This window comes from Oryzisolibacter propanilivorax, from assembly GCF_900103645.1.
GTDB classification, from domain to species: Bacteria; Pseudomonadota; Gammaproteobacteria; order Burkholderiales; family Burkholderiaceae_C; genus Melaminivora; species Melaminivora propanilivorax.
In genome coordinates, this window is sequence record NZ_FNHP01000001.1 from 181,065 (window position 1) to 205,782 (window position 24,718).

21 protein-coding genes and 1 tRNA gene are annotated in these 24,718 nt (G+C 69.0%); 15 read left to right on the top strand and 7 right to left on the bottom strand.

Annotation, left to right across the window (positions count from 1 at the left end):
• Positions 1 to 18: 18 nt before the first annotated feature.
• The 8 genes from BLQ61_RS00805 (at position 19) to BLQ61_RS00840 (ending at position 8,294) form a co-directional block, all read left to right on the top strand.
• Complete coding sequence (locus BLQ61_RS00805; RefSeq protein ID WP_091565494.1) at positions 19 to 996, top strand: ABC transporter permease; 978 nt, start codon at positions 19 to 21, stop codon at positions 994 to 996.
• Entirely contained in the window at positions 993 to 1,925 is a 933-nt protein-coding gene (locus BLQ61_RS00810) for an ABC transporter permease (protein WP_245703750.1), read from the top strand. Before BLQ61_RS00805 ends, BLQ61_RS00810 begins: the two co-directional genes overlap by 4 nt.
• A complete protein-coding gene (locus BLQ61_RS17495) occupies positions 1,922 to 2,914 on the top strand; it encodes an ABC transporter ATP-binding protein (protein WP_091565498.1) in 993 nt (330 codons plus the stop codon). Before BLQ61_RS00810 ends, BLQ61_RS17495 begins: the two co-directional genes overlap by 4 nt.
• Positions 2,898 to 3,917: an ABC transporter ATP-binding protein gene (locus BLQ61_RS00820; RefSeq protein WP_245703751.1), complete on the top strand. Its 1,020-nt coding sequence runs from the start codon at positions 2,898 to 2,900 to the stop codon at positions 3,915 to 3,917. The genes BLQ61_RS17495 and BLQ61_RS00820 overlap by 17 nt, the downstream gene beginning before the upstream one ends.
• Entirely contained in the window at positions 3,917 to 4,792 is an 876-nt protein-coding gene (locus BLQ61_RS00825; RefSeq protein WP_245703752.1) for an alpha/beta hydrolase family protein, read from the top strand. Before BLQ61_RS00820 ends, BLQ61_RS00825 begins: the two co-directional genes overlap by 1 nt.
• Before the next feature lie 14 nt (positions 4,793 to 4,806).
• Positions 4,807 to 5,943, top strand: a complete 1,137-nt coding sequence (locus BLQ61_RS00830; RefSeq protein WP_091565503.1) for a M20 family metallopeptidase — start codon at positions 4,807 to 4,809, stop codon at positions 5,941 to 5,943.
• Positions 5,944 to 6,245: 302 nt separating this feature from the next.
• Positions 6,246 to 8,168: a SurA N-terminal domain-containing protein gene (locus tag BLQ61_RS00835; protein WP_091565506.1), complete on the top strand. Its 1,923-nt coding sequence runs from the start codon at positions 6,246 to 6,248 to the stop codon at positions 8,166 to 8,168.
• A gap of 50 nt (positions 8,169 to 8,218) precedes the next feature.
• Positions 8,219 to 8,294 (top strand) — tRNA-His (locus BLQ61_RS00840).
• Between the two features lie 118 nt (positions 8,295 to 8,412).
• Here BLQ61_RS00840 and BLQ61_RS00845 read toward each other — a convergent pair.
• On the bottom strand, positions 8,413 to 10,641 hold the full coding sequence (locus BLQ61_RS00845; RefSeq protein ID WP_091565509.1) for a putative bifunctional diguanylate cyclase/phosphodiesterase: 2,229 nt from the start codon (positions 10,639 to 10,641) through the stop codon (positions 8,413 to 8,415).
• 287 nt (positions 10,642 to 10,928) lie between these two features.
• Between BLQ61_RS00845 and pstS the strand changes: the two genes are divergently transcribed.
• From pstS to phoR, 7 genes are all read left to right on the top strand, one after another.
• Positions 10,929 to 11,966, top strand: coding sequence for a phosphate ABC transporter substrate-binding protein PstS (gene pstS / locus BLQ61_RS00850; protein ID WP_091565512.1), 1,038 nt, complete (start codon positions 10,929 to 10,931; stop codon positions 11,964 to 11,966).
• A gap of 163 nt (positions 11,967 to 12,129) precedes the next feature.
• Positions 12,130 to 13,053 (top strand): phosphate ABC transporter permease subunit PstC, encoded by a 924-nt coding sequence (gene pstC, locus BLQ61_RS00855; RefSeq protein WP_091566426.1) that lies wholly within the window; start codon positions 12,130 to 12,132, stop codon positions 13,051 to 13,053.
• On the top strand, positions 13,050 to 13,931 hold the full coding sequence (pstA, locus tag BLQ61_RS00860) for a phosphate ABC transporter permease PstA (protein WP_091565515.1): 882 nt from the start codon (positions 13,050 to 13,052) through the stop codon (positions 13,929 to 13,931). Before pstC ends, pstA begins: the two co-directional genes overlap by 4 nt.
• A gap of 38 nt (positions 13,932 to 13,969) precedes the next feature.
• Complete coding sequence (gene pstB, locus BLQ61_RS00865) at positions 13,970 to 14,746, top strand: phosphate ABC transporter ATP-binding protein PstB (protein WP_091565518.1); 777 nt, start codon at positions 13,970 to 13,972, stop codon at positions 14,744 to 14,746.
• On the top strand, positions 14,743 to 15,444 hold the full coding sequence (gene phoU, locus BLQ61_RS00870) for a phosphate signaling complex protein PhoU (protein ID WP_091565520.1): 702 nt from the start codon (positions 14,743 to 14,745) through the stop codon (positions 15,442 to 15,444). The genes pstB and phoU overlap by 4 nt, the downstream gene beginning before the upstream one ends.
• Before the next feature lie 16 nt (positions 15,445 to 15,460).
• Entirely contained in the window at positions 15,461 to 16,183 is a 723-nt protein-coding gene (phoB, locus tag BLQ61_RS00875) for a phosphate regulon transcriptional regulator PhoB (protein WP_091565523.1), read from the top strand.
• A 100-nt stretch (positions 16,184 to 16,283) separates the two neighbouring features.
• Positions 16,284 to 17,678, top strand: a complete 1,395-nt coding sequence (gene phoR / locus BLQ61_RS00880) for a phosphate regulon sensor histidine kinase PhoR (RefSeq protein WP_091565525.1) — start codon at positions 16,284 to 16,286, stop codon at positions 17,676 to 17,678.
• Here phoR and BLQ61_RS00885 read toward each other — a convergent pair.
• The 6 genes from BLQ61_RS00885 to trxA all read right to left on the bottom strand — a co-directional run bounded on the left by BLQ61_RS00885 (position 17,629) and on the right by trxA (position 24,606).
• Positions 17,629 to 18,975: an MATE family efflux transporter gene (locus BLQ61_RS00885; RefSeq protein ID WP_091565528.1), complete on the bottom strand. Its 1,347-nt coding sequence runs from the start codon at positions 18,973 to 18,975 to the stop codon at positions 17,629 to 17,631. The two genes, phoR and BLQ61_RS00885, sit on opposite strands and share 50 nt — an antisense overlap.
• Positions 18,975 to 20,681 (bottom strand): hypothetical protein, encoded by a 1,707-nt coding sequence (locus tag BLQ61_RS00890; RefSeq protein ID WP_091565530.1) that lies wholly within the window; start codon positions 20,679 to 20,681, stop codon positions 18,975 to 18,977. The genes BLQ61_RS00885 and BLQ61_RS00890 overlap by 1 nt, the downstream gene beginning before the upstream one ends.
• 173 nt (positions 20,682 to 20,854) lie before the next feature.
• Complete coding sequence (locus BLQ61_RS00895) at positions 20,855 to 21,118, bottom strand: type B 50S ribosomal protein L31 (protein WP_091565533.1); 264 nt, start codon at positions 21,116 to 21,118, stop codon at positions 20,855 to 20,857.
• 132 nt (positions 21,119 to 21,250) lie between these two features.
• Positions 21,251 to 22,663 (bottom strand): EAL and HDOD domain-containing protein, encoded by a 1,413-nt coding sequence (locus BLQ61_RS00900; RefSeq protein WP_091565535.1) that lies wholly within the window; start codon positions 22,661 to 22,663, stop codon positions 21,251 to 21,253.
• 89 nt (positions 22,664 to 22,752) lie between these two features.
• Positions 22,753 to 24,015 carry a transcription termination factor Rho gene (gene rho, locus BLQ61_RS00905; RefSeq protein ID WP_091565538.1) on the bottom strand — a complete coding sequence of 421 codons (1,263 nt, stop codon included), beginning with the start codon at positions 24,013 to 24,015 and terminating at the stop codon, positions 22,753 to 22,755.
• 258 nt (positions 24,016 to 24,273) lie between these two features.
• Positions 24,274 to 24,606 (bottom strand): thioredoxin TrxA, encoded by a 333-nt coding sequence (gene trxA, locus BLQ61_RS00910; protein WP_091565541.1) that lies wholly within the window; start codon positions 24,604 to 24,606, stop codon positions 24,274 to 24,276.
• Positions 24,607 to 24,718 lie beyond the last annotated feature (112 nt).

Here is a 24,718-nt window from a genome sequence, read left to right on the forward strand (position 1 = left end):
CTTTTTTGAGGGGCCGTGATGGTGGTCTACGTGCTGCGCCGCCTGGTGCAAAGTTTCTTCGTGCTGCTGGCGGTGTCGCTGGTGGTGTTCGTCGCGGTGTATGCCGTGGGCGACCCGATCGAACTGCTGGTGAGCGCCGAGGCCACCGAGGCCGATCGCCAGCAGATGATCGCCCGCCTGGGACTGGATCTGCCGCTGTGGCAGCAGTACGCCGGCTTCGCCGTGCGCGCCCTGCACGGAGACCTCGGCACCTCGTTCGTGCATGGCATCCCGGCCATCGAACTGATTGTGCAGCGCATTCCGGCGACGTTTGAGCTGGTGCTGGTGGCCATTGGTCTGACCTGCTTGCTGGGCATTTCGCTCGGCTTGGTGGCCGGGCTGTACCACGACCGGGCGCTGGGGCGGTCGCTGATGGGGGGCTCGGTGCTCGGATTTTCTCTGCCCAATTTCTGGCAGGGAATGATGCTGATCCTGCTGTTCGCGGTCTGGCTGCACTGGCTGCCGGCGGCCGGGCGCGGCGAGACGGTGGAGGTATTCGGGATACCGTTCTCGCTGTTCACGCGCGATGGCTGGGCGCATGTGCTGCTGCCCGCGGTCAACCTCGCGCTGGCCAACATCGCCCTGGTGCTGCGCCTGACGGCCACCGGCGTGATGGAGGCCAAGACGCAAGAGTATGTGCGCTTTGCGCGTGCCAAGGGGGTGTCCGAACGGCGCATCCTCACGCGCCACATCCTGCGCAACATCCTGATTCCGGTGGTCACCGTCATCGGTCTGGAGTTCGGCCAACTGCTGGCGTTTTCCACGATCACCGAGACGGTGTTCGCCTGGCCGGGCATGGGCAAGCTGCTCATCGACAGCATCTACAAGCTGGACCGGCCGGTGATCGTCGCCTACGTGATGCTGGTGACCTTCATCTTCGTCATGGTCAACCTGCTGGTTGACCTGCTCTACGCGGTGCTGGACCCGCGCGTGCAACTGCAGGAGGCTTCGGCATGAGCGCCACGCCCACTCCAACTTCGCCGGCCACGGAAATGCCCCGCGCCGCGCCGCTGGCCGATACGCCGTGCCGCGCCGAGATGCTGCGCCAGCTGCGCAGCAAGCCGTCGGTGCGCGGCGCCGTGATCGCGCTGGTGCTGCTGCTGGCGGCGGTATTGCTGGCGCCTTTGCTGGCGCCACAGAATCCCTATGACCTGGGCGCGCTGGACCTGATGGATGGTCGCCTCGCGCCCGGCGCGCAGGCCGCAGCCGGGATGCACTACTGGCTGGGCACCGATGACCAGGGTCGCGACATGCTCAGCGCCATCCTCTATGGTCTGCGCATCAGCCTGTCCGTGGGGCTGTCGGCGGTTGCCATCGCCGCCGCCATCGGCGCGCTGGTCGGGCTGGTGGCGGCCTACCTGGGCGGCATCGTCGACACGCTGCTGATGCGGCTGGTGGATTTCATCCTTGGGTTCCCGACCATCCTTATCGCGCTGGTGCTGCTGGCCATCCTCGGGCGCGGGGTGGACAAGGTGGTCATCGCCATCGTGGCGGTGCAGTGGGCACACTATGCCCGCATCATGCGCGGCCGGGCCCTCCAAGAGCGCAAGAAGGAATATGTCGAGGCGGCTCGCAACCTGGGCTACTCCACCTGGCGCATCATGACCCGGCACCTGCTGCCCAACTGCATGGGCCCGGTGCTGGTGTTCGCCACCATCCAGATCGCCAACGCCATCGCGCTGGAGGCGACTTTGTCCTTCCTGGGCGTGGGCGTGCCGATCACCGAGCCTTCGCTGGGTTTGCTGATCGCCAACGGCTTCCAGTACCTGCTGTCGGGCGACTACTGGATCAGCATGTTCCCCGGGCTGGCCCTGGTGGCGCTGATCCTGTCCATCAACCTCATCGGCGACCGCCTGCGCGACGCCCTGGACCCGAGGAAATCATGAGCGACGCACCACTGCTGGATGTGCGCGGCCTGTCGACGGTGTTCCACACCGAGGAGGGCGCCTGGCCCGCCGTGAGCGAGGTGGACATCCGCCTGGCGCCGGGCGAGATCCTCGGCCTGGTCGGCGAGTCCGGCTCGGGCAAGTCGGTGACCGGCTTTTCCCTCTTCGGCATGATCGATCCGCCCGGAGAGGTCATCGCCGGCGAGGTGCTGCTGCAGGGCCAAGACCTGCGGCGCATGGCGCCCGAAGCCCTGCGGCAATTGCGTGGCAACCGCATCGCGATGATCTTCCAGGACCCCCTCATGACGCTCAACCCGGTGTTGCGCATCGAGGAACAGATGCTCGAAGCCATCGAGCAGCACCAGAAGCTTGGCCGTCCGCAGGCCCGCCAGCGCTGCGTCGAGGCGCTGGAGATGGTCGGCATTCCGGCCCCGGAAAAGCGGCTGCGCAGCTACCCGCACGAGTTCTCCGGCGGCATGCGCCAGCGCGTGGCGATTGCCATCGCCATGCTCAACCGGCCGGAGCTGATCATCTGCGATGAACCGACGACGGCGCTGGATGTGACCATCCAGGGGCAGATCCTGTACCGCATGCAGCGCATTTGTGCCGACCAGGGCACGGCACTGATCTGGATCACGCATGACCTGGGCGTGATCGCCGAGCTCGCCGACCGCGTCGCCGTGATGTATGCCGGACGCATCGTCGAGCAGGGCGCGGTGGCCGATGTGCTGGATGCACCGCGGCACCCGTACACGCAAGGGCTGCTGTCGTCGCTGCCCAGCCGCACGCAGCCGGGCGAGCGCCTGGCGCAGATCAACGGCATGGCGCCCAGCCTGTCGGCGCGGGTTCCGGGCTGCGCCTTCGCGCCGCGCTGCGCGCGTGCCAGCCAGCGCTGCGTCACCGAGCAGCCTGCGCCGACCCAGGTGCCGGGGCGCATGTTCCGGTGTTTTCACCCCCTTCAGGAGACACGCCGTGACGCGCGCGAATAAGGGCGCCGACGCGCCGGTGATCGAGTTGCGCGCAGTCTACAAGCGCTTCACCAGCCGGCCCGGCGCGCTGGAGAAGGCCATGGGCGCGGTCACCGGCAAACCTGCGCGCGAACGCACGGTCCACGCGGTCAATGGCGTCAGCTTGGCCATCGCCCGCGGCGAGGTGGTGGGCCTGGTGGGAGAGTCCGGCTGCGGCAAGTCCACCCTGGGGCGCGTCGTCGCCGGGCTGCACGGGGCCAGCAGTGGCGAGCTGCTCTATCAAGGCCAGGACGTGGCCGGGCTTTCCGGCAGGGCCAGGCGCGACTACGTGCTGGGCGTGCAGATGGTGTTCCAGGACCCCCAGGCGTCGCTCAATCCGCGCCAGCGGCTGCGTCAGATCCTGGCTGAGCCCCTCGCCGTGCACCGGCTTGCGCCTGCTGCACAGCTCGACGCGCGCGTCGACGCGGCCCTGGCGGAGGTCGGCCTGTCCGCCGAGTACCGCCAGCGCCTGCCGCACCAGATTTCCGGGGGGCAGCGCCAGCGCATCGGCATCGCGCGCGCGCTGATGGTGGCGCCCGAGTTTTTGGTCTGCGACGAGCCCGTGGCGGCGTTGGATGTGTCCATCCAGGCGCAGGTTATCAACCTCTTCATGGAGCTGCGCGCGCAGCGCCAGCTCACCTACCTGTTCATCAGCCATGACCTGGGGGTGGTGCGCCACATCTCGGACCGCGTGGCCATCATGTACCTGGGCAAGATCGTCGAGATCGCGCCCACCGCACAGGTGTTCGCGCACCCGCAGCATCCCTATACCCAGGCCCTGCTGGCGGAGGTGCCGGACGTCACGCGCAGAAAGCGTGTCTTCACGCCCATCCAAGGCGAGATTCCCTCGCCGCTCAACCCCCCCCCAGGCTGCACCTTCCATCCGCGCTGCCCGCACGCCATGGAGCGCTGCAAGCGCGAAGAACCGCAGCTGCGCGAGATCGCACCGGGCCACCACGCGGCCTGCCACCTGCTCGACGAATGATGGATCCCTCCCTGTCTTCCTTTGGTCACTGCAGCGGGCGTTTCGCCCTGCCGTGGGCCTTTGCCGGCCGGCCGCTGACGCTGCATTGCTATCGCCCGGCCGACCTTGCGGGCGCGCATGCACCCTTGGTGCTGGTGCAGCATGGTGTGCTGCGCAACGGCGACGACTACCGCGACTTCTGGATCGACGCGGCCGATCGCCATGGCTTGCAGGTCATCGCCACGACGTTTTCCGACGAGCACTGGCCGGGAGTGGAAAGCTACAACAACGGCGGGGTGTGGCAGGGCGATGGCCAGCTGGCTGCGCCGGCCAGCTGGGCTTATCGGGCCATCCCGGCGCTGGTGGAGCAACTGCGGCTGGAGCAGGTGCTGCACGATCAACCGGTATACCTCTTCGGCCATTCGGCGGGCGGGCAGTTCGTGCACCGGCTGACCAGCCTGCTGGGGGTGCAGGGCCTGGCGGGCGTCGTCACCGCCAATCCCGGCTGGTACACGCTGGCCGACGATGCGCTGGCCTTTCCGGAAGGGCTGGCAGGCGTGGGCCTGGCGCCAGCAGCGCTGGCGCGCCTGCTGGCCACGCCGCTGGTAATTTTCGCCGGGGAGTGCGACACCGACACGGGCGACCCTCACCTGCCGGCCGAACCGGCGGCACTGCGCCAGGGCCCGCACCGCCATGCCCGCGCCCTGCATTACCTGAAGTGTGCCCGCCAGCAGGCGGCACGGCTGGGCATGCCCTTGGCATGGCAACTGCACAGCGTGCCAGGTATCGGGCACGACGGGGAGGCCATGAGCGCCATTTGCGCACATTGGTGGTTCGAAGGCGGCCTGCCTTCGGCCGATGAGCTGGGCCGCCTGGGCGGACGCCAGATCGCTTGAACTGGGAAGATGACATGAACGTGACGACCGAGCAGCTGGTGGCTGGCATTTCGGAATGGATGGCCTGCGAATCGCCCTCGCATGATCCGCAGGCGCTGTGGCGCATGGCAGAGTTGATGCGCGCCCATGGCGCAGCAGGCGGTCTGCAGGCGCGCCTGGACCCGGTGCGTGCGACGGCCGAGGCGCCCGAGTTGCCGCTGCTGGTGTTCACCAACCGCGCGCCGGGCGATACGCGGCCGGGATTGCTGATCCTGGGGCACCTGGACACTGTCCACCCCATCGGCACGCTGGATGTCAACCCGGTGCGTGTCGAGGGAGACCGGCTCTACGGGCCGGGTGGCTACGACATGAAGGCCGGCGTCTACCTGGCGCTCACAGCCTTGCGCGCATGCGCCAGGCCCGGCGACACACCGCTGCCGGTGGATATGCTGGTGGTGCCCGACGAAGAGGTCGGCAGCCATGCCTCGCGTGCGTCCATCGAGGCCTACGCCCGAAATGCGCGTTACTGCCTGGTCGCAGAGCCGGCACGGGCCAATGGCGGACGCTGCGTCACCGCGCGCAAGGGCACCGGCACGCTGCAGCTGCAGGTGCAAGGTGTGGCTTCCCACGCCGGCCTGGCACATGAAAAAGGGCGCAGCGCCATCCGCGAGATGGCGCACCAGGTGCTGGCGCTGGAAGCCATGACCGACTATCCCCGGGGCATCACGGTGAGCGTGGGCACCATCGAGGGCGGCACCACCAGCAACACCGTGCCGGCGTTGTGCCGCTGCCATGTGGACTTCCGCTTTTCCGACATGGTTTCGGCCGACGAGATCGTGCAGAAAATGCAGGCCTTGCAGCCGGTGGGCGAGGGCGTGCAGCTGAAGATGGAGGTGGACGTCAACCGCCCGCCCATGGTGCGCGACGACAAGGTGGTGGCCCTGCTCGAACGGGTCCAGGTGTCGGCGCGTGCAGCCGGGTTCGAACTGGAGGAAGCGCCCCCCACCGGTGGCGCCAGCGACGCCAATTTCACATCGGCGCTTGGCGTGCCATCCCTGGACGCCCTGGGTGCCGACGGCGACGGCGCGCACACCTGGCACGAGCATGTCCTGATCTCCACCCTCGCCACGCGCACACGGTTCTGGCATCACCTGCTGACGCAGCTGTCCTAGGCCCGCATGCCCACGCCGCCTGGAGCAAAGCCGGCCATGGGCCGCCTGCACGCCCGGCCAGAGGTTTTGCCATCGCTCCCAGGTGCATGAAGTAAGATTTGCACTTTGCCTGCACGTGCGGGTGGTGCCTGTTGGCACGTCATGTAAGCGGTTGATTTAATTCTTGTTTTTAAATCCCTTATACGGCGTGGGTCGGCGGTTCCGACCCTTCAGCACCCACTGTCTCATTCAATGGAGCGAAGGCGAACGAGAGTTCGCCTTTTCTTTTGCCGCTCCTGCCGTAGTTGAAAGCCTGACCGACCATGTTCGAATCCATCCGCAAGCATTCCAAGGTGGTGATGCTTGTGCTGTTCCTGCTGATCATTCCGTCCTTTGTCCTGGTGGGCATCGATGCGAACTACTTTTCTGGCGGCAGCCCGGTGGTGGCGCGCGTGGATGGCAAGGACATCACCCAGGACGAGTGGGACAACGCCCATCGCATGGAGAGTGACCGCATCCGCGCGCAGTCGCCGGGCGTGGACGCCAAGCTGTTCGACTCGCCCCAGGCCCGCTATGCGACGCTGGAGCGCCTGGTGCGCGACCGCGTGCTGGTGGCCGCAGCCGGCAAGATGCACCTGATGACCAGTGACGCGCGCCTGGCGCGCGAACTGCAGTCCATCCCGCAGATCGCTGCACTGAAACGTGCTGACGGGTCGCTGGACACCGAGGCCTACCGGGCACTGGTGGGCGCGCAGGGGCTGTCGCCCGAGGGTTTTGAAGCGCGCATGCGCCAGGACATCGCCGTGGGCAACGTGCTCGGCAGTGTGGTGGCCTCATCCATCGCCACTCCGGCCGAAGCCGCCCTGGCTTTCGATGCACTGCTGCAGCGCCGCGAAATCCAGGTGGCGCGCTTCAAGGCGGCCGATTTCGCCGGCAAGGTGAAGGTGACCGATGCCGAGGTGCAGGCCTACTACCAGGCCCATCCGGCGCAGTTCCAGCAGGCGGAGCAGGCCACGGTGGAGTACGTTGTGCTCGATCTGGACGCCGTGAAGGCCGGCATCACGCTGAGCGAGGACGATCTGCGCACCTACTACAAGGAAAACCTGTCGCGCCTGGCCGGCAAGGAAGAGCGCCGCGCCAGCCATATCCTGATCAACGCCCCCAAGGACGCGCCGGCCGCCGACCGCGAGAAGGCCCGCGCCCGCGCGCAGGAATTGCTCGAGCAGGTGCGCAAGGCGCCTGCCAGCTTTGCCGAAGTGGCAAGGAAGGAGTCGCAGGACCCGGGCTCCGCTCCGTCGGGCGGCGACCTGGGCTTTTTCGGCCGCGGCGCCATGGTCAAGCCGTTCGAGGACGCGGTGTTCGCCATGCACAAGGGCGACATCAGCGATGTGGTGGAGTCGGACTTCGGCTTCCACATCATCCAGCTGACCGACATCAAGAAGCCGCGCGAGCCCAGCTTCGAGGAACTGCGTCTGACGCTGGAGGCAGACCTGAAGAAGCAGCAGGCGCAGCGCAAGTTCGCCGAAGTGGCCGAGACCTTCGCCAACGCCGTCTACGAGCAGGCCGACAGCCTGGCGCCAGTGGCCGAGAAGCTCAAGCTGCAGGTACACACTGCATCCGGCGTCACGCGCCAGCCGGCACCCGGCGCCACTGGCGCACTGGCCAGCCCGCGTTTCCTGGAGGCGCTGTTCCAGCCCGAATCCGTGCAGTCCAAGCGCAACACCGAGGCCGTGGAGATCGCCCCCAGCACCCTGGTGGCCGGCCGCATCACCGCCTATCAGCCCGCCATGACGCTGCCCCTGGAGCAAGCCCAGGGCCGCGCGCGCACCCTGTACCTGGCCGACAAGTCGGCTGAATTGGCGCGCGAGGAGGGCATGGCGAAACTGGCCGCCTGGAAGGCCCAGCCGGACGCCGCCAACGGCCTGACCCCGCCGGTGGTGGTCTCGCGCGACCAGCCGCAAGGCCAGCCGCGCGCCATCGTCGACGCCACCCTGCATGCCAGCCTGGATGCGCTACCGGGCTGGAACGGCGTGGACTTGGGCAGCGACGGCTATGCCGTGGTCAAGGTCAACCGCGTGGTGCCGCGCGAGGCGCTGCAGGCGGACCGGCAGCAGGCCGAGCGGCAGCAGTACGCGCAGCTGTGGTCCACCGCCGAGGCCATGGCCTACTACGAGCTGCTCAAGCAGCGGCTGAAGGTGCAAATCAAGGCGCCGCGCCCGACCGCGCAACCCGAAGCAGAGAATTGACGAAGCGTGCCCGGAACTGGGGTTTTATGAAGCTATAATGCGAGGCTACGGTGGCTGTAGCTCAGTTGGTAGAGTCCAGGATTGTGATTCCTGTTGTCGTGGGTTCGAGCCCCATCAGCCACCCCAAATAAAGCAAGAAAACCCCGCCATCTTTTCGATGGCGGGGTTTTTTGTTGTTCCTGCTTCTGCAGGCAGCGGCGTTGCCTGTGCTGCACGCTGATCGCCGCGGCCGATGTGAACGCCTTCAGGCCGCTGCGCGCTGGCGCACGAAGCGCTCGAAATCCTGCGCCGGCATCGGGCGCGCGAAGTGGTAGCCCTGGGCCTCGTCGCAGCCCTGCTCGCGCAGATAGGCCAGCTGTTCGGCGGTTTCCACGCCCTCGGCGGTGGTGCGCATGCCCAGCGCCTGGGCCATGCGCACGATGGCGCTGACAATGGCCCGGTCGTTGCCGTCGTGGTCCAGGTCGCGCACGAAGGACTGGTCGATCTTCAGGCGAAAGATCTGGAAGCGCTTGAGCTGGCTGAGCGACGAGTAGCCGGTGCCGAAGTCGTCCACCGCCAAGCGTACGCCCTGGCCATGCATGCGGTCCATGATTTGCGCCGCGGCGCGTGCGTCGGCCACGGCAACGTTCTCGGTCAGCTCCAGCTCCAGGCGGTCGGCAGGCAGCTGGTGCTCGGCCAGCAGGCGCTCGATCAGCTCGGCCAGCGGCGGGTGGCGGAACTGCACCGCCGACAGGTTCACCGCCAGGGTCAGTTGCGTCAGGCCCTGGGCGCGCCAGCGCGCCAGCTGGGCCAGCGCGTTGCGCAGCACCCAGTCGCCGATGGCCACGATCTGCCCGCTGTCCTCGGCCACCGGGATGAATTCGGCCGGGCTGATGGCGCCCAGCTCCGGGTGCTGCCAGCGCAGCAAGGCTTCCGCGCCGCACACCACGCCGGTGGCCAGGTCGAACTGCGGCTGGTAGTGCAGCGTGAATTGCTCACGCTCCAGCGCGCGGCGCAGGGCGTTGGTCAGCTGCAGCGCGCGGCTGGACTGCGCCTGCATGGTCGGGCTGAAGAAGCGGAAGCTGTTGCGGCCATCGGACTTGGCGTGGTACATGGCCGTGTCGGCGGCCTGGATCAGCGCCTCGAAATCCTCGCCATGCTCGGGGAACAGCGCAATGCCCATGGACGGCGACAGGCACAGCTCGTGGCCGTCCAGCTGCACCGGCTGGCGCGCGGCCTGCTGCATCTTGTCGGCCACGCGCGCCGCGCCTTCGGCGTTGGCGCCGGGCAGCAGCAGCACGAACTCGTCACCGCCCAGGCGCGCCACGGTGTCGCGCTCGCGCACCGTCTGGCGCAGGCGCTGGGCGATCTCCTGCAGCAGCGCATCGCCGGCACGATGGCCCAGCGAGTCGTTGACGTGCTTGAAGTTGTCCAGGTCCAGGAACATTACCGACAGCGGCGTGCCGGCTTCACGCGCGCGGCGCACGGCTTCCTGGCCGCGCTCGGCCAGCAGCAGGCGGTTGGGCAGGCCGGTGAGGGTGTCGTAGTGTGCCAGCCAGTGGATGCGCTCCTGGTCCTGCTGGCGCTGGGCGATCTCGCGGTGCAGGTCGGCCACCGTCTCGCGCAGCTCCTGGGTGCGCTCGCGCACCTGCTGCTCCAGCGCGCCGTGCATCTGCGCCAGCTGTGCCTGCACGCGCAGGCGCTCGCTGATGTCCAGCACCGTCCACATCGTGCCCTGCGACAGGTCGTGCGGGTCCACGGCGCGGCTGCGCACCTCGCACGCCACGGCGCTGCCGTCCTTGGCGCGCAGCGTCATCTGGCCCTCGAAATCCTCGCCGCGCAGGATCGGGCCGTAGCAGCGCTCGCGCGCCTGCTCCCAGTCGGCGTCGCACAAGTACCAGATGCGCGAGGACTTGCCCGCCAACTCGCCGGGCGCGTAGCCCAGCAGGCGCTCGAAGTGCCGGTTGCAGCGCGCCATGTGGCGCTCGCGCAGCACCACCAGCCCGACCATGGCGGTGTCGAACAGCATTTGCTTTTCGCGCAGCGCGGTGGATAGCCTGACCTGCGCTTGCTTGTGCTCGTCGATATCGTCCACCGTCCAGATGGAGCCTTCGCCTGGATCGTTCGGGTTGATCAGGCGTCCCGCCAAGTGCGCCCAGAACAGCTGGCCGTTGCTGCGGCGCAGCTGGCGCTCGACGCGGAAGGTGTCGCCGCGCGCCAGCGCCGGGTAGGCAGCGCGGCCCAGGGCACGGAATGCTTCGCGGCTGGGGTGCAGCACCTCGCTGCGCGAGCCTATCGCGGACTCTGCCGAGGGCAGATCGAAAATCTCGGCGTGACGCTGGTTGCAGCGCACCACGCGGCGGTTGCGAATGAAGACGATACCCACGCCTGCGCTGTCCAGCAGGGTCTGCTGTTCGCGCAGCGTTCGTTGCAGGGTGGCAGCGGACGCCTGCCCCGACGACTCGGTCGCCGGGGCCTCAGGCAGGAGGTACATGGGGGTTTGAGCCTCGCCGGCGGCAGGGCGCCGCCAAAACCGGCAATTGTAGCCAGATGTGTATTTTTGTGCCAGCGGCCAGCTGTCGCATTTGCGCCGCTGCCCGGCGTCATGGGCAACGCACCGGCGCATGCAGGGCATTCATCAAAACTATAGCTACAGGCCCTTGTAGAACAAGGGCTTTACGCCAAAAACACCAGAAGTTCGCCTGGTGCGGGGTGTGTCACATGACTGTCACGCAACCTGCCTACAGTGCGCTGCATCCCATTCGCAACCCAGAGGATTTCATGCAACTGTCCGCAAATCGTGTGCTGCTGGCCGGCGTGCTGGCGATGGCCCTTACCCCGGTGCTGGCGCAGCAGGAGGCCACCGGCGCCGGCGCCAGCTTCCCCGCGCCGCTGTACGCCAAGTGGGCGGCCGACTACCACAAGGCCACGGGCGTGAAAATCAACTACCAGTCGGTCGGCTCTGGCGCCGGGCTGCGCCAGATCGAAGCCAAGACCGTGGACTTCGGCGCCTCCGATGCGCCGCTCAAGGACGAGGAGCTGGAGAAGAAGGGTTTGGTGCAGTTTCCCACCGTGATCGGCGGCATCGTGCCGGTGGTCAACATTCAGGGCCTGCAGCCGGGCCAGCTCAAGCTCAACGGGCAGGTGCTGGGCGACATTTACCTGGGCAAGATCACCCGCTGGGACGACGCTGCCATCCGCGCGCTGAACCCGGGCTTGACGCTGCCCGCCGCCGCCATCGCCCCGGTGCGCCGCGCCGATGGCTCGGGCACCACCTTCGGCTTCACGCACTACCTGTCGCAGGTGAACGCCGAGTGGAAGTCCCAGGTGGGTGAGGGCACGGCGGTGAACTGGCCGCTGGGCACGGGCGGCAAGGGCAACGAGGGCGTGGCGGCCTTCGTGGCGCGGCTGGCCAACTCCATCGGCTACGTCGAATACGCCTACGTCAAGCAAAACAAGCTGACCTACGCGCAGCTGCAAAACAGCGCCGGGCGTTTCGTCTCGCCCAGTGAGGCCACCTTCAAGGCCGCCGCGGCCGGCGCCGAGTGGAACAAGAGCTTTCACCAGATCCTGACCAACCAGCCTGGAGAGGATGCCTGGCCCATCACCTCGGCCACCTTCATCCTGATGCACAAGCGCCAGGACAAGCCGGCGCAGGCCAGCACCGCGCTGAAGTTTTTCGACTGGGCCTACCGGCAGGGCGACGCCACCGCCGGCGAGCTGGACTACGTGCCCATGCCGGACAGCGTCAAGCGCGTGATCGTGCAGTCTTGGAGCGCCATCCAGGACGGCGCGGGCCAGCCGGTCGCGCTGAAATAATCCAGCCCGCCGCGGCCCTGGGCGCAGCCCGGGCCGCGGCGGCATCCGCACGACCCCGAGGCTTTTCGTGTCCACGACCTTTTCCGCCCCCGCCACGCCGCTTCTCGCGCAGCACGCCGGCAGCACGCCGGCACCGGTCCGCCCGGCGCCGGCGCGCGCCGCGCTGGCTGACTGGCTGTTCGCCGCGCTGGCGCGCGGCGCCGCCTTCCTGACCCTGGCGCTGCTGGTGGCTATCCTGGTGTCGCTGGTCATCGGCGCCTGGCCGGCCATCGAGCGCTACGGCCTGTCGTTCCTGGTGCGCAGCGCCTGGGACCCGGTGCAGGACGAGTACGGCGGGCTGGTGATGATCTACGGCACGCTGGCCACCTCGGCCATCGCGCTGGCGGTGGCGGTGCCGGTGAGCTTCGGCATCGCGCTGTTCCTGACCGAGCTGTCGCCGCCCTGGCTCAAGCGCCCGCTGGGCACGGCCATCGAGTTGCTGGCGGCGGTGCCGTCCATCGTCTATGGCATGTGGGGGCTGATGGTCTTCGGCCCGATCCTCGCCACCTGGGTGCAGCAGCCGCTGCAGGCGCTCCTGCACGGCGTGCCGAGATTGGGCGCGCTGGTGTCCGGACCGCCGGTGGGCATCGGCATCCTGCCGGCGGGCATCATTCTGGCGATCATGATCATCCCGTTCATCGCCTCGGTCATGCGCGACGTGTTCGAGGTGACGCCAGCGCTGCTCAAGGAATCGGCCTACGGCCTGGGCGCGACCACCTGGGAGGTGGTCTGGCGCGTGGTGCTGCCGCATACGCGCACCGGCGTGCTCGGCGGCATCATGCTCGGGCTGGGGCGCGCGCTGGGCGAGACCATGGCCGTCACCTTCGTCATCGGCAACATGAACCAGCTGCAGTCGCCCTCGGTGTTCGAGGCGGCCAACAGCATCACCTCTGCGCTGGCCAACGAGTTCGCCGAGGCCGGCGAGGGCCTGCACCAGGCCTCGCTGATCTACCTGGGGCTGGTGCTGTTCTTCATCACCTTCGTGGTGCTGGCGCTGTCCAAGGTGCTGCTGTCGCGCCTGCAAAAAGGCGAGGGGCTGCGCGCATGAGCACATCGCAGAAGCTGATCGACCGCGCCGAGCTGCAACGCACGCGCCAGGCGCGCCACGCCGCGCGCCGGCGCGTGAACCGCGTGGCGCTGGCGCTGGCGCTGGCGGCCATGGCCTTTGGCGTGTTCTGGCTGGTGTGGATCCTGTGGGAGACGCTGCGCCTGGGGCTGGGCGGGCTGTCGCTGGCGCTGTTCACCCAGTCCACGCCGCCGCCCAATGAAGTCGGCGGCCTGGCGAATGCGCTGTGGGGCTCGCTCATGATGGTGCTGCTGGCCACTTGTGTCGGCACGCCGGTGGGCGTGCTGGCCGGCGTCTACCTGGCCGAGTACGGCCGCCGCGGCTGGCTGGCGCCGGTGACGCGCTTCGTCAACGACATCCTGCTGTCCGCGCCGAGCATCGTCATTGGGCTGTTCGTCTATGCGGTGGTGGTGGCGCGCTTCAAGAGCTTTTCCGGCTGGGCCGGGGCGCTGGCGCTGGCGTTGATCGTCATCCCGGTGGTCATCCGCACCAGCGAGAACATGCTGGCGCTGGTGCCGGCCAGCCTGCGCGAGGCCGCCTATGCCCTGGGCGCGCCCAAGTGGAAGGTGATCACCCTGGTCACCCTGCGCGCGGCGCGCGCCGGCGTCGTCACCGGCGTGCTGTTGGCCGTGGCACGGATTTCCGGCGAGACGGCGCCGCTCCTGTTCACTGCGCTGAACAACCAGTTCTGGAACGCCGACCTGTCCAAGCCCATGGCCAGCCTGCCGGTGACCATCTTCAAGTTCGCCATGAGCCCGTACGAGAACTGGCAGCAGCTGGCCTGGGCCGCGGTGCTGTTGATCACCGCCGCCGTGCTGGGGCTGAACATCCTGGCGCGCCTGCTGGCCCGCCAGCGCTAGCGCCCGGCCCCTCGTTTTTTTGCGAAAGACCTGCCGTCATGCCTTCCCCGATTGCCGTGGCGCCCGCGAAGCTGGCGGTGCGCGACCTGAACTTCCACTACGGGCGCTTCCACGCGCTCAAGAACATCTGCCTGGACATCCCGGACAAGCAGGTCACGGCCTTTATCGGCCCTTCGGGCTGCGGCAAGTCCACGCTGCTGCGCACCTTCAACCGCATGTTCGAGTTGTACCCGGAGCAGCGCGCCAGCGGCCAGATCCTGCTGGACGGCGAGGACCTGCTGGACGCGCGGCGCGACGTGGCGCTTTTGCGCGCGCGGGTCGGCATGGTGTTCCAGAAGCCCACGCCGTTCCCGATGTCCATCTACGACAACATCGCCTTCGGCGTGAAGCTGTTCGAGCGGCTGTCGGCCGCCGACATGGACGAGCGCGTGGAATGGGCGCTGCGCAAGGCCGCGCTGTGGAGCGAGGTCAAGGACAAGCTGCGCCACAGCGGCGCCGGCCTGTCGGGCGGGCAGCAGCAGCGCCTGTGCATTGCGCGCGGCATCGCCGTGCTGCCCGAGGTGCTGCTGCTGGACGAGCCGTGCTCGGCGCTGGACCCGATCTCCACCGCCAAGATCGAGGAGTTGATCGCCGAGCTGAAGAAGGACTACACGGTGGTCATCGTCACCCACAACATGCAGCAGGCCGCGCGCGTGAGCGACTGGACGGCCTACATGTACCTGGGCGAGCTGGTCGAGTTCGGTGAGACCGAGGCCATGTTCTTCAAGCCCCAGCGCCGCGAAACCGAGGACTACATCACAGGAAGGTTCGGATGACGGAAAAACATCTTTCCTCGCAATTCGACAGCGAGCTGAACCAGGTCTCGGCGCGGGTGATGGAGCTGGGCGGGCTGGTCGAGGCGCAGATCCGTGCCGCCATCACCGCGCTGGCGCAGTTCAGCGAGAGCGCGGCCGCCGAGGTCGAGCAGATCGAGCAGCGCGTGAATGCCTTGGAAGTGCAGATCGACCACGAGCTGACGACCATCATCGCCCGGCGCCAGCCCACGGCGCGCGACCTGCGCCTGCTGATGGCGTTCTCCAAGGCCACGGCCAACCTGGAGCGCATGGGCGACGAGGCCACGCGCATGGCGCGCATGTGCCGCTCCATCATCGACAGCGGCGCCGCCCGGGCGCTACCCACGGGCGACCTGCGTCTGGCCGCCGACTTGGCGTCGAGCCTGCTGCGCAAGGCGCTGGACGCCTTCGCGCGGCTGGACACGCGCGCGGCGCTGGCCATCCTGAAGGAGGACGACCTGATCGACCGCGAGTTCGACGGCTTCGTGCGCAAGCTGGTCACCTACATGATGGAAGACCCGCGCAAGATCTCGCCCAGCCTGGACCTGCTGTTCCTGGCCAAGGCCATCGAGCGCATCGGCGACCACTCCAAGAACGTCGCCGAACTGATCATCTACTTGGTCGAGGGCCGCGACGTGCGCCACCGGGCGCTGCATGAGATCGAGTCCGCGCTGGCCTGACCCCCTTTTATTCACCATGAAGAAACTGCCCCGCGTGCTGATCGTCGAGGACGAGCCGGCCATCGCCGAGCTGATCGCCGTGAACCTGCGGCACAACGGCTTCGTGCCGGTCTGGGCCGAGGACGGCGAAGCGGCGCAGCGCGAGATCGACGCCGTGCTGCCCGACCTGATCCTGCTGGACTGGATGCTGCCCGGCGCCAGCGGCCTGCAGCTGGCGCGGCGCTGGCGCGCCGACGCGCGCACGCGCGGCGTGCCGCTGGTGATGCTGACCGCACGCGGCGACGAGCCCGACAAGATCGCCGGGCTGGATGCCGGCGCCGACGATTACGTGACCAAGCCGTTCTCCACCCAGGAGCTGCTGGCGCGCATGCGCGCCGTGCTGCGCCGGCGCGCGCCGCTGCAGTCGGGCGAGAACGTGATCATCGGCGCCCTGGCGCTGGACGCGGCCACGCACCGCGTCGCCTGGCAGGGGCAGCCACTGAAGCTGGGGCCGACCGAATTCCGCCTGCTGCACTACCTGATGACGCATGCCGAGCGCGTGCACAGCCGCGCCCAGCTGCTGGACCACGTGTGGGGCGACCATGTGTTCATCGAGGAACGCACCGTGGACGTGCACATCAAGCGGCTGCGCGAGGCGCTGGGCGACGCCGCCGCCATGGTCGAGACGGTGCGTGGCGCCGGCTACCGCCTGACGGCCCAGCTGGCGCAGGGGCAGTACACGGGCGCGGCGCGGGCATGAACCGTGCCGCATCTGTCCGCAGGGCCTATTTTTTAGCCAAATGTGCCTCTAGCCCTTATGTATGAACGGCTTTAGGCTATTGAAAGAGTAGCAAAAAACCATGCTCCCGAGCCTGTGCCTGTTTGCCGCCAGCCAGCTGGCCGGCGCCGCCCTGGGCGCTTGGCTGCTGGGCGCGTGGCTGGCGCCGGGCTGGGGGGCGGCCGCCGGCGCCGCTCTGGCCGGCGTGCTGTGGCAGGCCGCCAGCGCCTGGCGCGCGGCGCGCGTGCTGGCCTGGCTGCGCGGCGGCGCGGCGCAGGACGGGCCGCAGCCGCGCGGCGCCTGGGGCGAGGCGGCCGGTCACATGCGCCGGCTGCTGCGCCAAGCGCAGCGGCGCGAGCAGGCCGGCGAGGACCGGCTGCAGGCCATCCTGAGCGCGCTGCAGGCCTCGCCCAACGGCGTGATGCTGCTGGACGCCCAGGACCGCATCGAGTGGTGCAATCGCACGGCGCAGGAGCATTTCGGCGTCGACGCCGCGCGCGACGCCGGCCAGGCGATCGCCAACCTGGTGCGCGAGCCGGCCTTCACCGAGCAGCTGGCGGCGCCCGGCGACGGCGCGCACGGCGTGGTGCTGGCCGGGCGCGCCAGCACGCCGGCGCGTCCGGTGCGCGTCGAGGTACGCCTGCACCCCTGCGGCGACGGCCGGCGCCTGCTGCTGTCGCGCGACATCACCCAGCTGGAACAGGCCGAGGCCATGCGCCGCGACTTCGTGGCCAATGTCTCGCACGAGATCCGCACCCCGCTCACCGTGCTGGTCGGCTTCGTCGAGACGCTGCGCACGCTGCCGCTGGACGGGGCCGAGCGCGAGCGCTACCTGGGCCTGATGGCGCGTCAGGGCGAGCGCATGCAGCAGCTGGTGCAGGACCTGCTGACCCTGTCGCGCCTGGAGGGCAGCCCGCTGCCCGCCTTCAGCGACGAGGTGGACGTGTCGGCGTTGCTGCGCCAGTGCGCCGACGAGGCCCGGGCGCTGTCGGCCACGCTGTACCCGGGGGGGCCGGCGCAGGCCATCGCGCTGCCGCCCGATGCCGCGGTGGCGCGCCTGGCGGGCAACGCCGCCGAGCTGCACAGCGCCCTGGCCAACCTGCTGCACAACGCCGTGCGCTACACCCCGCCGGGCGGGCGCATCGCGCTGCGCTGGCAGCCACAGGCGGATGGCGGCGCGCTGCTGGAGGTGGCCGACAGCGGCCCCGGCATCGCGCCCGAGCATCTGCCGCGCGTAGCCGAGCGCTTCTACCGCATCGACCGCAGCCGCTCGCGCGACACCGGCGGCACCGGCCTGGGCCTGGCGATCGTCAAGCATGTCGCGCAGCGCCACAGCGCGCAGCTGCTGATCGACAGCACGCCGGGGTGCGGCAGCCGCTTCGCCCTGCGCTTTCCGCCCGGGCGCGTGCGCGCGGACGCGGGCGTGGTCATGCCTGCCGCAGCCGCAGGCGCATCACCAGCGCCAGCAGCGCCGTGAACAGCAGCGCCACCAGGGCCAGCGCCGCCGCACTGGCGCCCCAGAACGCCGCCGGCGACTGTAGCGGCGCAATGCCGGCCAAGCCGCGGTACGCCAGCGCATGGCCGCCGGCCAGGCCCACGCCCCACAGCAGCACGCCGTAGACCAGCAGCGGCGCCAGCGTCACGTGCCAGCTGCGCAGCACGAAGATGCACAGCGTCTGCAGCGCATCGGCCACGTGGTAGGCGGCGACCCAGACCAGCAGCGCGCTGGCCAGGGCGACCACCTCGGCGCTGTCGGTGTACAGCCCGGCGATCTGCTCGCGCGTTACGAATAACGTAGCTGCAAGCCCGCAGCCAGCAAGGGCTGCAAGGCCAAAACCCTGCCAGGCCACGACCACCGCTCTGCGCTCGTCGCCGCTGCCGCGCCAGAAGCTCACGCGCGCGCTGGTGGCAATCGCCAGCGACAGCGGCACCATGTACAGCACGGCCGCCAGGTTGGAGGCGATCTGGTGCGCCGCCGACGCCAGCGAGCCCTGGCGCGCGATGAACAGTGCCATCAGCGTGAACGAGGTGACCTCCACCAGGATCGCCAGCCCGGCCGGCAGTCCCAGGCGCAGAAAGCGCGCCAGCTGCGCCCGGTCCGGCGCCTCCAGCCGCTGCCACAGCCGCAGCGGCGCGTACAGCGCCGGGCGGCGCAGCATGACCAGCCCGAAGCCGGCCAGCGCGTAGTTCACCACCAGCGTGGCCCAGGCACAGCCGGCCACGCCCTGCGCCGGCAGCCCGGCGCCGCCGAAGGTGAACCATATGGACAGCGGAATCTTGATGCCCAGCGCGCCCACCTGCAGCCAGGTCACCAGCTGCGGCCAGCCCAGCGCCTGGTTCAGCGTGCTGTACAGGCGAAACAGCATCGCCGGCGGCAGGCCGAAGGCCAGGATGGCCAGGTATGCGCGGACTTCGCCGCGCAGCGCCGGGGGCACCTCGGTGGCGCGCAGGATGGTGCCGGGCAGCAGCAGCACCGCCATGCCCAGCACGCAGGCGACCAGCCACAGGTACAGCGCCTGGCGCACGCTGGCGCCGATGTCGGCGTCGCGCCCGGCGCCGCGCTGCTCGGACCACACCGGCAGCAGCGCCTGCAGCACGCCCATCAGCGCCACGTAGACGCTGATGAACACCGCCGAGCCGATGGACAGCGCGGCCAGCGAGTCCTGTGAATGCCGGCCGGCGACGATGGTGTCGGTGATGCCGAAGGCCATCACCGCCAGCTGCCCGGCCAGCACGGTGAGCGCGTGGCGCAGGACGGTGGACAGTTCGCGCATCAGCGCGCGTCCGGCGTTTCGGCCGGTGGCGGTGGCAGCGCGCGGCGCAGCACCAGCAGGCGGTCGCTGCGGTCGGTGGGCCGGCCGACGCTGGTCACCAGCTGCCAGTCGGCGCCGGGGGCGGGTCTGGCGTTGGCGTCGGCCACCATCCAGTCGCACGCTGCCTGCGCCGCGGGCGCCGCCAGGTCCAGGCCGCCGTGGTAGGCCAGGGCGGCCAGCTGCGCCCGGCTCAGTCCCTGCCAGGCGATGCAGCCGGGCTGCGCGCCCAGGGCGGCGCTCACGCCGGCGATCTGCGGCGCATAGCTGCGGCCATAGTTCAACAGCGGCAGCCACAGCGTCATCACCAGCACCCAGCCGAGGGTGGCGCCGGTGGCCGGCAGCACCAGGCTTTTCCACAACGCGGTGCGGTGCCGGCCGGTGCGCCAGCGCACCAGCACGCCCCACGCCAGCGTGGCCGCCAGCGCCACGGCCAGCGCCAGCGGCAGGAACTGCGGCTCGTAGCCCGGCGCCAGCCGCGCCACGTTGGCCGCCGGCTTGGCCGGCACGCCGGTCTGCACCGCCAGCCACACCACCCACACGCCGATGGCGCCGATGCTGAAGAACAGCAGCGTGAACCAGTCGATCAGCGCCGCCAGCCCGCGCCGCAGCGTGGGCAGCGCGAACGCGGCCAGCGTGGCCAGCGCCGGCAGCGCCAGCAGCAGGGCGCGGTCGGCCGGCTGGGTGGTCAGGGTGGCGGCCACTGCCACGCCCACAAACCACAGTGGCAGCCACAGGTGGCGCTGCCAGGCGCGGCTGGCGATCTGCTGGCGCCAGCGCCAGCAGGTCCACAGCGCCAGCGGCCAGGCCGGCCAGGTGAACCAGGTGAACAGGCGCAGCAGGCTCTGCCACTCCTTGGCCTCGTCCCAGGCCACGATGCGCCAGCGCCACAGCCCCAGCGCGGCGGCCAGCACGGCAGCTGCCCCGGTCAGCGCCAGCAACAGCGCCGCGCCCTGCCAGCGCATGCGTGGTGTGGCTGACTGGGCCTGCGCCACCAGCCAGGCGCTGCCCAGCCCCAGCAGCACGGCCAGCGCCGGCGCGCCGCTCAGCACCAGCCCTGACAGGCCGGCAGTGGCTGCTGCGGCGCCCCAGCCCGGGCGCGCCGGCAGCAGCGCGCCGGCGGCGAAGACCAGCGTGCTGCAGGTCAGCTGCGTGAGATAGCTGGTGGTCTCATGCGAGTACTGCATCAACCCCAGGCAGGCGATGAGTGCCAGCACGCCGCCGTCGGCAATGGTGCGGGCATAGGCGCCCGCCTCGGCCTCGCCGCCGAAGGCGAAGGCCACCGGCTGCGCGCCTGGGTTGAGCGCCAGGTGGCGTACCGCGTGCCAGGTGGCGATGAAAGTCAGCGCCAGCAGCGCGATGAAGGGCAGGCGCGCGGCCACGTCCGCCGGCAGCCAGCCGTGCAGCGCCTGGATGGCCCAGGCGCCCAGCCAATACGGCAGCAGGCCGTCGGTGTCAGGCGGCAGGCCGGCCAGCAGCGGCGCGGTCCAGTCGGTCTTTCCCAGCGCCAGCGCACGCATGTAGCCAAACGCCGCCACATCCTCGCCACGCCAGGGGTCGCGCCCGACATAGCCGGCCAGGGTGTAGGTCAGGCACAGCAGCACCAGTGCCCAGCGCGGCAGCGGGCGCACGGCGTCCTGGGTGACGATGGCAGGGGAGGGCAGGTTCACGCGGGCGGGCAGGGAGGGCGGCAGCGCCGCGATCGGGCGAGGATAGCCGGGAAAACCCCAGCCATGTCGCAGCTGTCGCGGGCAAGAAAAAAGGCAGCGCGGCGGAGGCCGGGCTGCCTGATGTCACGCTGCCGGCGCAGCGGCTGCGCCAGGAGCGTGGGTGCCGAAGCGGCTTACTGCTTGGCGGCTGCGGCGCTCTTGCCGAAGCGGTTGCGGAAACGCTCCACGCGGCCGCCCATGTTGTCCACGGACTTTTGCGTGCCGGTGTAGAACGGGTGCGATTCGGAGGAGGTGTCCAGCTTGAACAGCGGGTATTCCTTGCCCTCGAAGGTCTCGGTCTCTTTCGTGTTCACGCACGAGCGCGTCACGAACTTGAAGCCGTTGGACAGGTCCACGAACAGCACGTCGCGGTAGTTGGGGTGGATGCCTTCTTTCATGGTCTTGGCCTTCGCGGTCAGGTGCGGCAGCCGTGCCGGATGGGAAACAACCCTTGTTTCACCGAAACATCCAGCATACTTGTCGCAGGGGAAAAGCCGGCGATTATAGCGCGGGTGGCCGAAAACGGGTGGTCAGGCTTGTCCCGCCTCCAGCGTGGCGTAGGCCTTGCCCAGCGCGTCGATGCCCAGCTGCAGCACCTGGCGCGCGTCCACGCCGCAGGCGGTGGCCAGGTTCTCCAGATCACCGGACTGCGGGTTTTCGCTGGCGCGCGCCAGCGCCAGTGCGTCGTGGTGGATGCCGGGCGCGCCCAGCAGCGCCTGCTGCACGGCGTCCGGCAGGCGCGTGTCCTGCACGATGCGCGCCAGCGGCTGGCCCAGCAGCAGGTCGAGCATGGAAAACAGCCCCAGGATGAACAGTTCGTCGGGGTGATCGGGTACCTGGCCCTGGCCTGCCAGGCCTTCCAGGAAATAGGCGCGCGTGAGCGCCTGTTCGGCCAGCAGCCGCTCGCGGAAGCCCGCCTGGCGGATGTCGAACAGCAGCAGCGACAGCCAGCGAAAGAAGCGCTCACGCCCGAGCAGCTGCAGCGCGGCGTCGATGGTCGCCACCGGGCTGGGCAGGCCGATGGCGGGCGAATTCAGGTAGCGCAGCAGCTTGAAGGTCATCACCGGATCGGCGGCGATCTGCTGGGCAATATCCTTCGGCGGGGCCTCCTCGCGCAGCAGGTTCAGCAGCTTGAAGGTCAGCGCGCGGTTGATCTCGCTCCTGGGCGGGTGCCAGTCCTCGCGGCTGGTGATGAAGTCGCCCAGGAAGTAGTCGAAGCCCATCTTGAAGCACAGGTGGAACTCCTCGTAGGCGCCCAGTTCCTGGGCCATCAGGCGCAGCGCCGGGGCGCCTGCGGGACGCTGGCGCGCCAGTTCGCGGCGCAGCGTGTCCAGCTGCAGGCCATCCAGGCCGGCGGTCTGGAACTGCACATAGTCGCTCTGCGCTGCCAGCGCGGTCAGCGCCGGGTGATCGGCCAGCAGTCGGGCGCCCAGCACCCAGCCGATACCGAAACCCGCTTCGCGCAGCGCCTGCAATCGGGGCTGCAGCTGATCGGGTGCCAGCGGCTGGCGGCCGGGCTTGAGCATCAGCACCGTCCCGCTAGCCGGCAACCGGCGCAGCAGGGTGTTGTCCAGCGACACCGGCGACAGCCCGACGAACGCCAGGCGGTGCCCCAGCAGGCTGTGGATGCCCAGCGATGCCAGGCTGCGCAGCAGCAGGTCGTCGTAGACCTTGAGCTGCAGGTCCTGCTTGCCCTGCAGGCGCGACTGCAGCTGGTCCTGCAGGTTGAAGGTATAGCCGGCGATGCGCTCGTCACGTCCCAGCACCGGCTCGCGGCGCACGAACGATGCACTGTCGGACGCGTCCGCCGTGCCCGCGCGGCTCAGCGGCGCGATGCGCTCCAGGGCCTCGAACTGCTGGCGGCTGCGCACTTGCGGCGAGGGCGGCGCAGGTGCGGCGGAAGACCGAGGCGAACCCAGCAGGCGGCGCAGGTACTCGAGCATGAAAGAAAAAACTCCGCAGCATGGCGGCGCCGGGTGCGCCTGCTGCGGAGTCTATCGGGACGCCCTGGACGGGCCGGGAAGGGCGGGGCTCAGCCGCCGCGGCGCATGGCCTCGAAGAACTCGACGTTGTTCTTCGTCTCCTTCATCTTCTTGATCATCAGCTCCATCGACTCGATCTCGTCCATGTTGTACATGAACTGGCGCAGGATGCGGGTCTTTTGCAGGATCTCGGGCGGCAGCAGCAGCTCCTCGCGGCGCGTGCCGCTCTTGTTCATCTCGATCGCCGGGAACACGCGCTTTTCGTACAGGCGCCGGCTCAGGTGCACCTCGCAGTTGCCCGTGCCCTTGAACTCCTCGAAGATCACCTCGTCCATGCGGCTGCCGGTGTCCACCAGCGCGGTGGCGATGATGGTCAGCGAGCCGCCTTCCTCCACTTTGCGCGCCGCGCCGAAGAAGCGCTTGGGGCGCTGCAGCGCGTTGGAGTCCACGCCGCCCGACAGCACCTTGCCCGAGGACGGCACGACGTTGTTGTAGGCGCGCGCCAGGCGGGTGATCGAGTCCAGCAGGATGACCACGTCCTTCTTCAGCTCGACCAGGCGCTTGGCGCGCTCGATGACCATCTCGGCCACGTGCACGTGGCGCGCGGCCGGCTCGTCGAAGGTCGAGGCGATGATCTCGCCCTTGACCGAACGCTGCATCTCGGTCACTTCCTCGGGCCGCTCGTCCACCAGCAGCACCATCAGGTGCACGTCCGGGTTGTTGGCGGTGATGGCGTGGGCGATGTGCTGCATCATCACCGTCTTGCCGCTCTTCGGCGGCGCGACGATCAGCGCGCGCTGGCCGCGGCCGATGGGCGAGATGATGTCGATGATGCGGCCGGTGATGTTCTCCTCGCCCTTGATGTCGCGCTCGAGCTTCATCTGTTCTTTGGGGAACAGCGGCGTGAGGTTCTCGAACATCACCTTGTGCTTGTTCTTCTCGGGCGCATCGCCGTTGACCTTGTCCAGCTTGGTCAACGCGAAGTAGCGCTCGCCATCCTTGGGGATGCGCACCTCGCCCTCGATCATGTCGCCGGTGTGCAGGTTGAAGCGGCGCACCTGGCTGGGGCTGATGTAGATGTCGTCGGTGCTGGCCGTGTAGCTGGTGTCGGGGCTGCGCAGGAAGCCGAAGCCGTCGGGCAGGATCTCCAGCACGCCGTCGGCGAACACCTGCTCGCCGGCTTTCGCGCGCTTCTTGATGATGGCGAACATCAGCTCCTGCTTGCGCATGCGGCCGCCGTTCTCGATCTCCAGGGCCTCGGCCTGCTTGAGCACTTCGGAAACGTGGAGTGCCTTGAGTTCGTTCAGGTGCATGAAATGACTCCTGCAGCGGAGTGGAAGGTATGTCTCGAAGGGGGGTGCGAAAGGGGCGGGCTGCGGGCCGTGGGTGCCACGCGCAGGTGGCGGGGGGCCGAGCCGAGGATCAGGTCCTGGCCGCGAGGGATGGCTGCGACAGGTGATCGGAGCGCAAATTATGACAGGAAAAATTTTCGGGTCTGCCGGCGATCCTGCGCATGAAAAGCAAAACGGCTGCCCGCAGGCAGCCGTTCGGGGTCCTGCGGGCCAGGGGTGTCAGCCCAGCTGCTGGTCGATGAAGGCGGTGAGCTGCGCCTTGCTCAGGGCGCCGACCTTGGTGGCCATCAGCTGGCCGTTCTTGAACAGCATCAGCGTCGGGATGCCGCGGATGCCGAACTTGGCCGGCACTTCGCGGTTGTCGTCCACGTTCATCTTGGCCACCGTCAGTCGGCCCTGGTAGGCGCTGGCGACTTCGTCCAGGATCGGGGCGATCATCTTGCACGGGCCGCACCACTCGGCCCAATAGTCCACCAGCACCGGCGTGGAGGCCTTGAGCACGTCGGCGTCGAAGCTGGCGTCGCTGAGTTGTTTGATGAGTTCGCTGGCCATGGTGCGTTCCTTGCAGTCCTTTTCGGGTACGGGCGCCGTCGGGCGCGTTTACAGTGCCGGCCATTGTGACAGAAACCCGCATCCCGCACCGGCCCCTGGACGGCCCGCAAGA

What these genes read in the sequence shown, in the direction of transcription:
- BLQ61_RS00805 (WP_091565494.1), top strand. Translation starts at nt 19, where the DNA reads ATGGTGGTCTACGTGCTGCGCCGCCTGGTGCAAAGTTTCTTCGTGCTG.
- BLQ61_RS00810 (WP_245703750.1), top strand. Translation starts at nt 993, where the DNA reads ATGAGCGCCACGCCCACTCCAACTTCGCCGGCCACGGAAATGCCCCGC.
- BLQ61_RS17495 (WP_091565498.1), top strand. Translation starts at nt 1,922, where the DNA reads ATGAGCGACGCACCACTGCTGGATGTGCGCGGCCTGTCGACGGTGTTC.
- BLQ61_RS00825 (WP_245703752.1), top strand. Translation starts at nt 3,917, where the DNA reads ATGGATCCCTCCCTGTCTTCCTTTGGTCACTGCAGCGGGCGTTTCGCC.
- BLQ61_RS00830 (WP_091565503.1), top strand. Translation starts at nt 4,807, where the DNA reads ATGAACGTGACGACCGAGCAGCTGGTGGCTGGCATTTCGGAATGGATG.
- BLQ61_RS00835 (WP_091565506.1), top strand. Translation starts at nt 6,246, where the DNA reads ATGTTCGAATCCATCCGCAAGCATTCCAAGGTGGTGATGCTTGTGCTG.
- BLQ61_RS00845 (WP_091565509.1), bottom strand. Translation starts at nt 10,641, where the DNA reads ATGTACCTCCTGCCTGAGGCCCCGGCGACCGAGTCGTCGGGGCAGGCG.
- pstS (WP_091565512.1), top strand. Translation starts at nt 10,929, where the DNA reads ATGCAACTGTCCGCAAATCGTGTGCTGCTGGCCGGCGTGCTGGCGATG.
- pstA (WP_091565515.1), top strand. Translation starts at nt 13,050, where the DNA reads ATGAGCACATCGCAGAAGCTGATCGACCGCGCCGAGCTGCAACGCACG.
- pstB (WP_091565518.1), top strand. Translation starts at nt 13,970, where the DNA reads ATGCCTTCCCCGATTGCCGTGGCGCCCGCGAAGCTGGCGGTGCGCGAC.
- phoU (WP_091565520.1), top strand. Translation starts at nt 14,743, where the DNA reads ATGACGGAAAAACATCTTTCCTCGCAATTCGACAGCGAGCTGAACCAG.
- phoB (WP_091565523.1), top strand. Translation starts at nt 15,461, where the DNA reads ATGAAGAAACTGCCCCGCGTGCTGATCGTCGAGGACGAGCCGGCCATC.
- phoR (WP_091565525.1), top strand. Translation starts at nt 16,284, where the DNA reads ATGCTCCCGAGCCTGTGCCTGTTTGCCGCCAGCCAGCTGGCCGGCGCC.
- BLQ61_RS00885 (WP_091565528.1), bottom strand. Translation starts at nt 18,975, where the DNA reads ATGCGCGAACTGTCCACCGTCCTGCGCCACGCGCTCACCGTGCTGGCC.
- BLQ61_RS00895 (WP_091565533.1), bottom strand. Translation starts at nt 21,118, where the DNA reads ATGAAAGAAGGCATCCACCCCAACTACCGCGACGTGCTGTTCGTGGAC.
- BLQ61_RS00900 (WP_091565535.1), bottom strand. Translation starts at nt 22,663, where the DNA reads ATGCTCGAGTACCTGCGCCGCCTGCTGGGTTCGCCTCGGTCTTCCGCC.
- rho (WP_091565538.1), bottom strand. Translation starts at nt 24,015, where the DNA reads ATGCACCTGAACGAACTCAAGGCACTCCACGTTTCCGAAGTGCTCAAG.
- trxA (WP_091565541.1), bottom strand. Translation starts at nt 24,606, where the DNA reads ATGGCCAGCGAACTCATCAAACAACTCAGCGACGCCAGCTTCGACGCC.